Source organism: Pseudobutyrivibrio xylanivorans (genome assembly GCF_010906925.1).
GTDB lineage: Bacteria > Bacillota > Clostridia > Lachnospirales > Lachnospiraceae > Pseudobutyrivibrio.
In genome coordinates, this window is sequence record NZ_VTVE01000001.1 from 818,973 (window position 1) to 832,285 (window position 13,313).

The 13,313-nt window shown below is 39.4% G+C and carries 17 protein-coding genes; all 17 read left to right on the top strand.

Annotated elements, in window-relative coordinates; translation table 11 throughout:
* The first annotated feature begins 2 nt into the window (after positions 1 to 2).
* The 17 genes from F0Q01_RS03825 (at position 3) to ispG (ending at position 13,223) form a co-directional block, all read left to right on the top strand.
* Positions 3 to 491: a chemotaxis protein CheD gene (locus tag F0Q01_RS03825; RefSeq protein ID WP_090486422.1), complete on the top strand. Its 489-nt coding sequence runs from the start codon at positions 3 to 5 to the stop codon at positions 489 to 491.
* A gap of 24 nt (positions 492 to 515) precedes the next feature.
* Positions 516 to 821 carry a hypothetical protein gene (locus tag F0Q01_RS03830; RefSeq protein ID WP_090486425.1) on the top strand — a complete coding sequence of 102 codons (306 nt, stop codon included), beginning with the start codon at positions 516 to 518 and terminating at the stop codon, positions 819 to 821.
* Between the two features lie 37 nt (positions 822 to 858).
* On the top strand, positions 859 to 1,623 hold the full coding sequence (locus F0Q01_RS03835) for a FliA/WhiG family RNA polymerase sigma factor (RefSeq protein WP_090150795.1): 765 nt from the start codon (positions 859 to 861) through the stop codon (positions 1,621 to 1,623).
* A gap of 47 nt (positions 1,624 to 1,670) precedes the next feature.
* Positions 1,671 to 2,006, top strand: coding sequence for a hypothetical protein (locus F0Q01_RS03840; protein ID WP_090150799.1), 336 nt, complete (start codon positions 1,671 to 1,673; stop codon positions 2,004 to 2,006).
* 76 nt (positions 2,007 to 2,082) lie between these two features.
* On the top strand, positions 2,083 to 2,748 hold the full coding sequence (locus F0Q01_RS03845) for a DUF6115 domain-containing protein (RefSeq protein ID WP_143096633.1): 666 nt from the start codon (positions 2,083 to 2,085) through the stop codon (positions 2,746 to 2,748).
* Positions 2,748 to 3,323 (top strand): endolytic transglycosylase MltG, encoded by a 576-nt coding sequence (locus F0Q01_RS03850; RefSeq protein ID WP_090486430.1) that lies wholly within the window; start codon positions 2,748 to 2,750, stop codon positions 3,321 to 3,323. Before F0Q01_RS03845 ends, F0Q01_RS03850 begins: the two co-directional genes overlap by 1 nt.
* A gap of 145 nt (positions 3,324 to 3,468) precedes the next feature.
* A complete protein-coding gene (gene rpsB / locus F0Q01_RS03855) occupies positions 3,469 to 4,206 on the top strand; it encodes a 30S ribosomal protein S2 (RefSeq protein WP_090150808.1) in 738 nt (245 codons plus the stop codon).
* A gap of 2 nt (positions 4,207 to 4,208) precedes the next feature.
* A complete protein-coding gene (gene tsf / locus F0Q01_RS03860) occupies positions 4,209 to 5,138 on the top strand; it encodes a translation elongation factor Ts (protein ID WP_090150814.1) in 930 nt (309 codons plus the stop codon).
* A gap of 212 nt (positions 5,139 to 5,350) precedes the next feature.
* Positions 5,351 to 6,253, top strand: a complete 903-nt coding sequence (locus F0Q01_RS03865) for a polysaccharide deacetylase family protein (RefSeq protein WP_242941826.1) — start codon at positions 5,351 to 5,353, stop codon at positions 6,251 to 6,253.
* 19 nt (positions 6,254 to 6,272) lie between these two features.
* Positions 6,273 to 7,040 carry a polymer-forming cytoskeletal protein gene (locus F0Q01_RS03870; protein WP_090150816.1) on the top strand — a complete coding sequence of 256 codons (768 nt, stop codon included), beginning with the start codon at positions 6,273 to 6,275 and terminating at the stop codon, positions 7,038 to 7,040.
* 29 nt (positions 7,041 to 7,069) lie between these two features.
* A complete protein-coding gene (gene pyrH / locus F0Q01_RS03875) occupies positions 7,070 to 7,765 on the top strand; it encodes a UMP kinase (RefSeq protein WP_090150821.1) in 696 nt (231 codons plus the stop codon).
* Between the two features lie 9 nt (positions 7,766 to 7,774).
* Entirely contained in the window at positions 7,775 to 8,329 is a 555-nt protein-coding gene (gene frr, locus F0Q01_RS03880; RefSeq protein ID WP_090486433.1) for a ribosome recycling factor, read from the top strand.
* 71 nt (positions 8,330 to 8,400) lie between these two features.
* Positions 8,401 to 9,099: an isoprenyl transferase gene (locus tag F0Q01_RS03885; RefSeq protein ID WP_090486436.1), complete on the top strand. Its 699-nt coding sequence runs from the start codon at positions 8,401 to 8,403 to the stop codon at positions 9,097 to 9,099.
* Between the two features lie 5 nt (positions 9,100 to 9,104).
* On the top strand, positions 9,105 to 9,908 hold the full coding sequence (locus F0Q01_RS03890) for a phosphatidate cytidylyltransferase (protein WP_090486439.1): 804 nt from the start codon (positions 9,105 to 9,107) through the stop codon (positions 9,906 to 9,908).
* Between the two features lie 67 nt (positions 9,909 to 9,975).
* The gene (locus F0Q01_RS03895; RefSeq protein WP_090486442.1) at positions 9,976 to 11,124 is read left to right on the top strand and encodes a 1-deoxy-D-xylulose-5-phosphate reductoisomerase; all 1,149 of its coding nucleotides are present in this window, start codon (positions 9,976 to 9,978) and stop codon (positions 11,122 to 11,124) included.
* 2 nt (positions 11,125 to 11,126) lie between these two features.
* Complete coding sequence (locus F0Q01_RS03900; RefSeq protein WP_090486445.1) at positions 11,127 to 12,164, top strand: M50 family metallopeptidase; 1,038 nt, start codon at positions 11,127 to 11,129, stop codon at positions 12,162 to 12,164.
* A gap of 9 nt (positions 12,165 to 12,173) precedes the next feature.
* Positions 12,174 to 13,223: a flavodoxin-dependent (E)-4-hydroxy-3-methylbut-2-enyl-diphosphate synthase gene (gene ispG, locus F0Q01_RS03905; protein ID WP_090486448.1), complete on the top strand. Its 1,050-nt coding sequence runs from the start codon at positions 12,174 to 12,176 to the stop codon at positions 13,221 to 13,223.
* The last annotated feature ends 90 nt before the right edge of the window (positions 13,224 to 13,313 follow it).

A 13,313-nucleotide genomic window follows, 5' to 3' on the forward strand; every position in this document is an offset into this window, starting at 1 on the left:
TTATGGGGCAGATGATTAAAGTCGGCATGGCTGATCTTAAAATTTGCAAGGCTCCTGATGCACTGACTACAATTGGGTTAGGGTCATGTATAGGAATTGCAATTTACGATTCATCCACTAAGATAAGCGGCTTAGCTCATATAATGTTGCCAGACAGCACTGCTATTAGAAATAATTCTAATATTGCAAAATTTGCTGATACTGGAATACAAAAGCTTTATGATGACATGATTAAAGCAGGCGCTAACAAAGCGAAGATGGTTGCAAAGATTGCAGGCGGTGCCAAAATGTTTGAAATGCCTGGTGCAGCGTCATCAGGAATCAACGTTGGGGAACGTAATGCAGAGGCCAGCAGGGCTAAGTTAAAGCAACTTGGAATCAGATTAGTAGCCGAGGATTGCGGATTAAATTACGGTCGTACTGTTGAGCTATATAGCGAAACAGGAGAATACTACATAAAAGCAGTTGGCAAAGATGTTAAAATTATTTAGTATATTGTATATGGAGGCCACACGATGATAAATACTAAACCTGTTCCGATTATTATTACTTTGGCTGCGGCATTTATATCGTGCGTTATCTCTATTGCACAAAAAGTCGAGTTTTCAGAGTTTGTCAAAAGATTAGCTATTGTAGTTGCTATTTTTCTTGTGATGGGTACCATCATTAAGATGATATTAGATTATGCGTTTAAGACATTGGAACCTATTACACCAATAGACGAGGATGTTATAAGCGTTAGCACACCATTAGATGAGGCTGAGGGCCAAGAGGGTCAAGAGGAATCATCAGAAGAATCGCAGGAGCCAGACGAAGCCTAGAATGACTGGCCATTCTGTGTAACCTAAGGGGGCATAAATGAAGGCAGGTGACAGAGAAAAGCTTTGGGATAAATATAAGGTTAATGCCACTCCAGAGCTTAGAGAGCAATTGATTCTTGAATATGCGCCACTTGTAAAGATTGTTGCGGGACGACTTTGCATGTACCTAGGCAATACTGTAGAGTACGAAGATCTCTGCAGTTATGGTATTTTTGGACTTATTGATGCTATTGATAAGTTTGATTTGGCTAAGGATGTTAAGTTTGAAACTTATGCCAGCTTGAGAATCAGAGGTTCTATTTTAGACCAAATTAGAAAAATGGATTGGATTCCTCGTACCATTAGACAACGTCAGCGTATGATAGATGATGCTATCAAGACTGTTGAGGCTAGAACTGGTCATAGTGCGTCGGACGAGGAGATAGCCGTTGAATTAAATATTTCTTCTGATGAGTTTTTAAAATGGCAGTCTCAGCTTAATGTGACTAATGTGGTTTCACTAAATGAGTTTGTTGAAGCGGGCAATGAACCAGTTATGGAGGCTGAACACAATTCTCATTTTATTCAGCCAGAGGACAATATAGCAAAGCAAGAGCTTTCTGAGAAGTTAAAAGAAGCTCTTGAGAAGCTTACAGAAAAAGAAAAACAAGTCATCCTTTTATATTATTACGAGGATATGACTTTAAAAGAAATAAGTGCAGCTCTTGAGGTATCCGAATCAAGAGTTTCACAGCTTCACACAAAAGCGTTGACGAAGATGCGTAACGTTTTAGGTGATTACATGGGTATTCTAATTAAATAGGTTATATGTGACAGTAATTGTGTGCTATTCTTTCGGGAGGGAATGTTATGTCAATTAGTCCACTTAATTTTAATGGAATGATTCAAAACACCAATGAAGTCAGTCATACACACTCGGCGGAGGACCAAAAGCCATTGCTTCAGCAGGAAAATCTTACCCATGAGGTAGATAAGCAGCAGGAGCAACAGGCGAAGCAGGTTAATAATCTATATAAGTCCGAGCAGAGTGAGTCAAAATATGACAGAGAAGGTAGTGGTAAGGGCTATCAGGGGAACAAGAATCGCAAGCCTACTAATCCAAAGGATAAAAAGGAAGAGACTGAGATGACGGCAGATGGAAAGATTTTCCAGAAGCCTAGCTCATCATTTGATATGCGAGTTTAAGAGGGAGACTGTAATGACAATACTTGAAATTGTACTCCTAATCATTGGGCTTGGCCTAATAATTGGGAGTTTTTTTGTGTCTGAAAGATTATCGTCTAAGGACAAAGAGAATCTACAGAAGTTAACAAGAGATCAGATTGAGTCTATTATCAAGGATAAAATGGCTGACGCCAATGTTGAATTGGAAGATAAGCTTTCTGCAACAATAGATGAGGCCATGGATGAATTAGATAGAAGGACTGATAAGGAGACTAATACCAAAATCCTTGCGATTTCTGAGTATTCGGATAATGTTTTAGAGTCTGTAGATAAGTCTCATAAAGAGGTCACTTTTATGTATTCAATGCTTAATGATAAGCAAAAGGATGCTACTGAAATGACTAAGAAGCTATCTGAGCTTGAAGATACTCTGGTGGCTTTAGATTCTGCAGTCTCAAAAAAGCTGGACTTGCTTAGAGATAAGGAACTTGAAATTGAAGACGAAAGACGTGTTTTAGAGGAACAAAAGGCAGCATTTGCATCTGAAAAGGAAGATAATCTCTCGAAACAGATTCCATTTAATGAAGCACTTGCTGAAAAATTTTCTGAAGAGACTTCAAATAGTGATACAAAATCAAACGGTAATATGGAGATTCTCACTCTTCATGATGAAGGGTTATCTGAGGTTGAAATTGCTAAAAAGCTTGGAAGAGGCTTAGGTGAGGTTAAATTCGTCCTTGGACTTTATCAGGAGGGAAGATAATGAGACTTAAATATTATATAAGAGGATTGGGAGCCGGAATTCTTCTTGCTACAATTCTTTTAAGTGTTAGCTTCTTCTTTGGTGGAGGCTACAAAAATAAAGAGCTTTCAGATGAGGAAATTATAGCTCGAGCTGAAAAGCTTGGAATGGTTATGGAAGAAAAAGATTCTAAGGAAGACACTGAGAAGACTGACAGTGAAACTTCTGAGGAAGACGCTGATACTGTAGATGAGTCATCTGCAACTGAAGAAAAGCCAGAAGAAGAGATGACAATTGATGAATTTGTTGAAGAGGCTGAGGAAACTAACGCAGCTGAACAAAATGAAGATGATACTGTGTCCTATCAGGCGTTTACTGTAAAAAGTGGTGAGTCATCAGAGACTATTGCCAATAATTTATATAAACAAGGGCTTGTAGACAGTTCAGCCTCATTTAATAAATATTTAGGTGAATTAGGAGTGGATAATCGCATTCAGTCGGGCACTTTTTATGTGCAGGTTGGCAGCTCTTATGATGACATAGTGGCGTTACTTGTTAATAAAGAGGCTAGAACAACAACTCCACCTGAAAATTAGTTGCATTTATTTGATTTTTATGATAAATTTTAAGGGCTGTTTAAAATTATACACGCATAAGGACTGATTATGGTTCCCAACCTACTGTAGGCAGGGTGTTAGTCAGGTTGAATTATGCGGAAGAAACAAACCAGGAGGTATTAAAATGAGTGTTATTTCAATGAAGCAGTTACTTGAGGCAGGTGTTCATTTTGGACATCAGACACGTAGATGGAACCCTAAGATGGCTCCTTACATCTACACAGAGCGTAATGGTATCCACATTATCGACCTTCAGAAGTCTGTAGGTATGGTAGACGATGCTTATGACGTTATCTTCGATATCGCACAGCAGGGCGGTACAATCCTTTTCGTTGGTACAAAGAAGCAGGCTCAGGACGCTATCGCATCTGAGGCAGAGCGTTGCGGTATGTACTATGTAAACGAGAGATGGCTCGGTGGTATGCTTACAAACTTTAAGACAGTTCAGACAAGAATTGCACGTCTTAAGGAAATCGAGAAGATGGAAGCAGATGGTACATTTGATCTTCTTCCAAAGAAGGAAGTTACTCAGCTCAAGAAGGAGCAGGAGAAGCTTACAAAGGTTCTCGGTGGTATCAAGGATATGAATCGTATTCCAGATGCTATCTTCATCATCGATCCTAAGAAGGAGCACATCTGTGTTCAGGAAGCACACGCACTTGGTATTCCACTTGTAGGTGTTTGCGATACTAACTGTGATCCAGATGAGCTTGATTACGTTATCCCAGGTAATGACGATGCTATCCGTGCAGTTAAGCTTATCGTTGCAAAGATGGCAGACGCTGTTATCGAGGCAAAGCAGGGTGAAATGAACGAAGTTGCTGAGGAGTCAGCAGCAGCTGATACAGAAGAGGAGGCATAATTATGGCAGCTATTACAGCAGCAATGGTAAAGGACCTTCGCGAGCAGTCTGGCGCAGGTATGATGGATTGTAAGAAGGCACTCGCTGAGTGCGATGGTGATATGGATGCAGCTTTCGAGCTCCTTCGTAAGAACGGTGCAGCTAAGGCTGAGAAGAAGGCATCTCGTATCGCAGCAGAGGGTATCTGCAAAGTTGTAGTTGAAGGCAATACAGCAGTTGTTCTTGAGGTTAACTCAGAGACTGATTTCGTTGCTAAGAACGAGAAGTTCCAGACATATGTTGAGAAGGTTGCTAAGCAGATTCTCAACTCTAACGTTACTACTATTGATGAGCTCCTTGCTGAGAAGTGGGCTGAGGATTCATCAAAGACAGTTAACGATGTACACGTAGAGATGGTTGCTACAATCGGTGAGAAGCTTTCTCTTAGAAGATTCGAGAAGGTTACTTCTGATGGTTTCGTAGTATCATACACACACGGTGGTGGACGTATCGGCGTTATCGTTGATATGGCTGGCGCTGAGTCAGATGCAGCTAAGGAAGCAGCTACAAATCTTGCTATGCAGATTGCAGCTCTTAATCCAAAGTATGTTAGCCGTAGCGAAGTTTCAGCTGAGTACATTGCTCATGAGAAGGAAATCCTTCTTGCTCAGATTATGAACGATCCTAAGGAGTCACAGAAGCCTGAGAAGGTTATCAATGGCATGATCGAAGGTCGTGTATCTAAGGAGCTTAAGGAAATCTGCCTTCTTGATCAGGTATATGTTAAGGCTGAGGACGGCAAGCAGTCAGTTGCTAAGTACTTAGAGCAGGTTTCTAAGGAGACAGGTTCTGAGCTTTCAGTTAAGAGATTTGTTCGTTTTGAGACTGGTGAAGGTCTTGAGAAGAAGAACGAAGACTTCGCAGCTGAAGTTGCAGCTCAGATGAATGCATAGAATCATATTTTCAAGGCTATGCCGAAGAAAATGTGATTCAGAGGAGCCCTTATTGCCGAAGGCAATCCTGGATGGGTTCCGATTCCCGTAATAAGTTAATTATAGGTAAAGCGGAAGGACTACATTTTGTGTAGTCCTTCTTTTTTTATGCTTTATCTTGTGAAAGTAATGTGATAAAATTAAAGAGAATTTTCAGTAGGGGAGGAAATAGTTTGGAAGGTTCAAACATGGGGCTCGAGAGACAGCGCGCCAAACGCAAGCGTGTCGCTCGAATGAAGAAGATGATTGTCACTACAATCATCGCATTTATGTTAATCACTTTATGCGTTTTGACTTTTTTATGTATCGAGGTAATCTCGTTACAAAAGCAAGTTGATGTATTATCTGCAAAGGTTAATGGGGTGACCGATGTATATACAGAAGCTGCTATGTCTGATGAGGAGATAGAGGATAGTATATATGTGGTAGATAATTCGGAGAACTTTGCTGAGACAGGGGATATTCCACTTGTCTATCTTACATTTGATGATGGACCTAGTGAGAATACGGAGCAGATTCTTGATATCCTTGATGATTACAATGTCAAGGCTACTTTCTTTGTTAATGGCAAGGAGGATGAAGCTTCAGCAAATACATATCGACGTATAGTTGATGAGGGACATACTATAGGCATGCACGGTTATATTCATGATTATAGTACCCTATATCAGTCCACGGAGAGTTTCTCTTCTGACTATGATAGGATTCATCAGCTTATATTAGACACTACAGGTGTAGATACACATTTTTATCGTTTTCCTGGTGGTTCTAGCAACACATTCCACACTACATCTATGAGTGATTTAATTGGTGTATTAAATGATAAGGGGGCCGTATATTATGATTGGAATGTACAGGCCGGAGATGCCACTATATCAGCTTTCACAGAGGATGACCTTATTGATAATGTGATGAATAATGTGGTACAATACAAGACGTCTGTGGTATTGCTTCACGAGAAGGATGTTACAGTGGAGAGCTTACCTAGACTTATAGAATCATTACAGCAAGCGGGAGTGATGATTTTACCAATTACTGATGATACATACGTTATACATCACGTTAACGTAAAATAAATGTTATGGAGGAATTGTAATGGGATTTTTTAAGGATTTCAAGGAGGATTTTAACGACGCGGTTAACGAGCTTGTTCCAGGCGAGGGCGCTGCTTCTGAGGAAGTCATGGTTAATACCCTTGATGGTGATATTGACGTAGAGTCAGAGCTTAACAAGTTAGATGGTCTTCTTGAGCAGGTATCTAAGAAAGTTGATCAGCCAGCTGATGCACCAGCGGCTCCAGTTGAGGAGGTAAAGGAGGAGAAGAAGTCATTCTTTTCAGATTCTAAAAAAGAAAAAGTGGAGGCACCAAAGACTATGGATGTTATTGGAAATGTAGGGGAAACAAGAAGCAATGCTTCTGATGAGAACGCTATTATCACTGGTGGTATGAAGGTTACAGGTAATGTTGAATCTATCGGTTCTATCGAGGTTCAGGGTGAGATTAATGGCGACGTTACATGTAATGGCAAGCTTACTGTTACAGGTAAGGTAAATGGTAATTCTTCATCTGCTGAGTTCTTTGCTGATGCTGCAAAGATTGAGGGTGAGGTAGTTACAACAGGAACAGCTAAGGTTGGCGTTGGTTCTGTAATCATTGGTAACATCACAGCTACTTCAGCAGTTATCGCTGGCGCTGTTAAGGGTGATATCGATGTTAACGGTCCAGTTGTTGTTGATACTTCAGCTGTTGTTATGGGCAATATTAAGTCTCGTTCAGTACAGATTAACAACGGTGCTGTTATCGAAGGCTTCTGCTCACAGAGCTACTCAGACGTAGATGTAAATAGTGTATTTGCAGTCTAGTCTGAAATATATATTTTTCGAGGTATTTCATGAAGAGAGTATTACTTAAGCTTAGCGGAGAGGCACTTTCGGGGGATAAGGGCTTTGGATTTGATGAGGAGACATGTTTAATGGTTGCTCGTCAGGTTAAGAAGCTTGTTGATGACGGAGTTCAGGTTGGCGTTGTTATTGGCGGCGGCAATTTCTGGAGAGGTCGTTCATCAGAGAATATCGACAGAACAAAGGCAGATCAGATTGGTATGCTTGCAACTGTTATGAATTGCATTTATGTTTCTGAGATATTTAGAACAGTCGGTATGATGACTTCTGTTCTTACTCCATTTGAGTGCGGCAACTGCTCAAAGCTTTATTCTAAGGATAGAGCCAACAAGTACTTTGCAAGAGGCATGGTTGTTTTCTTTGCAGGTGGTACAGGACATCCTTATTTCTCAACAGATACTGCTACAGTACTTCGTGCAGTAGAAATCGAGGCTGATGTTATTTTACTTGCTAAGTCTATTGATGGTGTATACGATAGTGACCCAGCTAAGAATCCAAGCGCTAAGCGCTATGATGAGATTAGCATCCAGGAGGTTCTCGATAAAAAGCTTCAGGTAGTAGATCTTACAGCATCTATTATTGCGTTGGAGCAGAAGATGCCTATGTATGTTTTCTCATTAAATGAAGAGGATTCAATTGTTAAGGCTATCACAGGAAAATTCAATGGTACAATTGTTACCGTATAAGGAGGACTAATGGATAATATACTTTCAGTTTTCGAAGAGAAAATGACTAAGAGTTATAACAATCTCGAAAGTGAGTTTACAACAATCAGAGCAGGAAGAGCTAATCCACATATCTTAGATAAGATAACTGTTGATTATTATGGAGCACCAACTCCACTTCAGCAGGTAGCTAATATTTCTGTTCCAGAGCCACGTTTGATTCAGATTCAGCCATGGGAGGCTTCTTTGGTTAAGGAAATTGAGAAGGCTATCAATATGTCTGATATCGGAATTAATCCTACAAACGATGGCAAGCTTATTCGTCTTGTTTTCCCAGAGCTCACAGAGGAGCGTCGTAAGGAAATTGCTAAGGACGTTAAGAAGCATGGCGAAGATGCTAAGGTTGCAATCAGAAATATTCGTAGAGACGCTATTGATACATTAAAGAAGCATTCTAAGGATGAGGGCGTTTCTGAGGATGAGATTAAGGACCTTGAAGATAAGTGCCAAAAGATGACTGACAAGTTCATCGCAGAGGTCGATAAAGCTGTAGAAGCAAAGACAAAAGAAATCATGACTGTTTAACAGATAATAAATGACACTAATTTAAGGGGCACGAAAGTGCCCTTTTTTATACTTGTGAATTTGGAGGCAATATGAACGTACCAGAGCATATAGCTATTATACTTGACGGAAATGGCAGATGGGCTAAGGCAAAGGGGATGCCACGTACCTATGGTCACACTGTAGGTGCTAAAAACGTGGAGACAATTTGTAGAGCCGCTCATGATATGGGTGTTAAATACGTCACTATGTACGCTTTTTCCACTGAAAATTGGTCACGACCAGCTGATGAGGTGAAGGCCCTTATGAAGCTGTTAGGAGAATATATTAAGACTTGTATGAAGACTGCAAAGAAGGATAACCTTAGAGTTAGATTTATAGGTGACCTTTCTAAGCTTGATGATAAACTAAGGGCGAATATTAAGGAACTTACAGAGTATTCTTCACAGTTTACAGGTCTTACACTTACTATCGCTATCAATTACGGTAGTAGAGATGAGATGACTAGAGCTATTAGAAATTTGGCTTCTGATGTTAAGGCAGGAGAGATTCATCCTGAGGATATTGATGAGGAGCTGTTCTCTAGTTATTTGGATACTAAAGATATTCCAGATCCTGATTTCATGATTCGTACTTCAGGAGAACAGAGATTATCTAATTATTTGTTGTGGCAACTTGCTTATGCGGAGTTTTATTTTACACCAGTTGCGTGGCCTGATTTTACTCCTGATGAGCTTAAAAAAGCAATTGAGGAATACGATAAAAGAAATCGACGTTTTGGAGGTATTTAAAATCAATGTTTGTTACAAGACTTATTAGCGGTATTGTGCTTGTTGCACTTGCTTTACTGTTTATTATTACAGGTGGAGATTTACTCTTAGGAGTAATGCTTGTTCTTTCTCTTATTGGAATGTTTGAGCTATACAGAATTTTCGATGTAGAGAAGAAGCTTCCTGGTATTTTAGGATATGTGGCAGCTGTAGCATATTATCTTGACCTTAGATTTAAGTTTACTGGTGATAATATGGTCATCATGTTAGCTTTCTTGATTCTGCTTCTTGCTGTATTTGTTTTTAGCTATCCTAAATTTCACAGCCATCAGATTATGGCAGTGTTCTTTGGATTATTTTATGTAGGCGTTATGCTTTCATTTTTGTATCAGACAAGAATGCTTCCAAAGGGCCAGTTTATTGTATGGCTGATTTTCCTTTGCTCATGGGGATGTGATACATGTGCATATTGTGTTGGTGTTTTATTTGGAAAGCATAAGATGTCACCTATTTTATCACCTAAGAAATCAGTTGAGGGTGCTGTTGGTGGCGTGGTTGGAGCCTGCTTGCTTACAGCTATATACTGCGCTGTTGTTTCAAATGTATTCAAGGTAGATGATTTTGCGATTCTTCCTCTTGTTTGCATTTCTGCTGTAGGAGCTCTTATTTCAATGGTGGGAGATTTGGCTGCATCTGCAATTAAGCGTAATTTCGAAATCAAGGATTACGGCAAGCTTATTCCTGGCCATGGTGGTGTCCTTGATAGATTTGACAGTATTATTATTACTGCACCAATTATTTACTTCTTGGCTAATTATTTTTACGTATAATTATTTTGAGCCTCGGTCTTATCTGGACCAAGGTCTTGTTTAGAATTTGATTTTTAGGAGTTTTAAAATGGCACAAAAGATTGCTATTTTAGGGTCAACTGGTTCCATAGGAACACAGACTCTTGATATTGTTTCACAGAATCCTGATGACTTGCAGGTTGTTGCTATGTCATGTGGTTCTAATATTGATTTATTTGAAAAGCAGATTAGAAAGTATAGACCAAGCCTTGTTTCTGTTGGAAATGAGAAATTGGCGAATGATTTAAAGACTAGACTTTCTGATATAGATATTGATATTCGCTATGGAATGGATGGTCTTATTGCAGTCGCCACTGCGGAAGATGCAGACACTGTAGTTACAGCTGTAGTAGGTATGATTGGCGTTCAGCCTACAATCGCAGCTATCAATGCAAAAAAGACAATTGCACTTGCTAATAAAGAGACTCTTGTTACAGCAGGGCACATTATTATGCCTCTTGCCAAGGAAAAGGGCGTATCTATCTTACCTGTAGATAGCGAGCACAGCGCGATTTTCCAGTCACTTAACGGTGAGAGACATAATCAGATTTCTAAGATATTACTTACTGCATCAGGAGGGCCATTTAGAGGCAAGACTCTTGATGATTTGGAGAATGTTACACTTGAGGATGCATTAAAGCATCCTAATTGGTCTATGGGGGCTAAAATAACTATCGATTCTGCAACCATGATTAATAAAGGCCTTGAGGTTATGGAGGCCAAGTGGCTCTTTGGAGTGAATCTTAATCAGGTAGAGGTAGTTGTTCATCCTCAGAGTATTTTACATTCTGCTGTTGAGTTTATGGATGGGGCAGTGATTGGCCAGATGGGTACTCCAGATATGAGATTGCCTATCTTATATGCATTGTTTTATCCAAATCGTAAGACTTTGTATGCGGAGCCTCTTGATTTATTCAAAGTTGGCACCCTTACATTCGAGAAGCCGGATATGGAGACATTCTACGGACTTTCTCTCGCTTATGATGCAATGGATGCAGGTGGTAATGTTCCTACAGTTTTCAATGCAGCTAATGAAAAGGCAGTTGCTAAATTTTTAAATAATAAAATAAAGTTTTTGGAAATTCCTGAGATTGTTTCTGAGGCTATGATAAATGTGGACTTTATTCCAAATCCTACTATCGAGCAAGTATTAGAGACAGAGCAGATGACATATGACTTTATTGAGGGTAGGTGGTAGTTATGAAAATAGTTATTGCTATTTTGATTTTTAGCTTTATTATTATCTTTCACGAGCTAGGACATTTTCTTTTTGCTAAGAAATTCGATGTAAAGGTTAACGAATTTACACTTGGTCTTGGACCAACACTTTTATCATGGGGTAAGGGTGAGACTAAATACTGTTTAAAGGCACTTCCATTTGGCGGTTCTTGCGTAATGGAAGGAGAGGATCAGGAGAGTGATAGTGATAGAGCTTTCAGTAAAAAGCCTCTTTGGCAGAGATTTTTAATTGTATTTGGTGGACCATTATTTAATTTTATATTGGCTTATATTCTTGCAGTTATTTTAATTGCTATAGCAGGAGTTAATAAGCCTATTGTTACTTCTGTTTCAGAGGGACTGCCTGCTGAGGCTGCTGGTATTGAGGCAGGAGATGAGATTGTTTCTCTTAATGGATATAATATTCATTTTTATGAGGAAATCTCTATCTACAATTTTCTTCATTCATCTGGTGATGATATTACAGTTGGCTATAAGCGTGATGGCAAGACTTATTCAACTACACTTACACCTTTTTACAATGAGGAAGAGGGTAGATATTTGCTCGGTGTAAATAGATTATCGGGACGTGATAAGCTTACTAATCCTATATCCATACTGGCTTACGGTGGATACGAAATAAAGTATCAGATATACATGACTGTTCAGAGTCTTAGAATGCTTGTTACTAATGAGATATCTGTAAAAGAAGTATCAGGTCCTATTGGAGTTGGTAAAGCTATTTCTGATGTCTATGATTCATCAGCTGCTGATGGTATTAAATATATTGTTTTAAATTTGATGTCGATATCAATTTTGCTATCAGCAAACCTTGGAGTAATGAACCTAATTCCATTCCCTGCATTAGATGGTGGTAGATTGTTCATTTTCATTATAGAGGCTATTCGTCGTAAGAAAATGAAGCCAGAGATTGAAAATGGAATCAATCTTGTGGGCTTTGCACTTTTAATGCTTTTGATGATTGTTGTTATGTACAACGATATTGCCAAAATCTTTTAGAGGTAAATCATGAATACAAAAGAAGTTAAAATTGGAAATAGAGTAATTGGAGGAGGCAATCCTATCCTCATTCAGTCAATGTGTAATACAAAGACTCAGGATGTAGAGGCAACTGTTGCTCAGATTTTAGAGCTTGAGAAGGCAGGTTGCGATATTATCCGTGTTGCTGTCCCTGATATGGATGCTGCAAAGGCGCTTTCTGAAATTAAAAAGCAGATTCATATTCCACTTGTAGCAGATATACATTTTGATTACAGACTTGCAATTGCAGCTATCGAAAATGGAGCTGACAAGATTCGTATTAATCCTGGTAATATCGGAAGCATCGATAGAATCAAGGCTGTTGTAGAGGCTGCTAAGGCTAAGAATATCCCTATTAGAGTCGGTGTTAATTCTGGTTCATTAGAAAAGAACTTAGTAGAAAAATATGGTGGGGTTACTGCAGAGGGTCTTGTAGAGTCTGCACTTGATAAAGTTAAAATTATCGAGGATTTAGGATATGACAACTTAGTTATCAGTATTAAATCATCAGATGTTATGATGTGCGTGAAGGCCCATGAGCTTATTGCTGATAAGACAGAACATCCTCTTCATGTTGGTATTACTGAGGCTGGCACCGTTACAGCAGGCAATATCAAAAGTGCCTGTGGTCTTGCTATGATTTTGTCTCAGGGAATAGGAGATACTATTCGAGTATCACTTACAGGTGCTCCTATTGAGGAGATTAAATCTGCCAAGCTTATTTTACGTACTCTTGGACTTCGCAAAGGCGGTATTGAGGTCGTTTCATGCCCGACATGTGGACGTACTCAGATTGACCTTATTGGGCTTGCTAACAAGGTTGAAAACATGGTTGAAGAATTCTCAGACCTTAATATCAAGGTTGCTGTTATGGGCTGTGTTGTTAATGGCCCAGGAGAGGCAAAAGAGGCAGACCTTGGAGTGGCCGGTGGTATTGGCGAGGGACTTCTCATTAAGCATGGTGAGATAGTTAAGAAACTTCCAGAAGACCAGCTACTAAATGCCCTTAGAGATGAGCTTCTTGCATGGCCACGCTAACCTTGTATACCCTGTAAAACCGTATCTGAAAAGAATTATATTCTTGATTTGAAAATTATTTTTATATCTAAAAAATATAAGTGAGGTGGT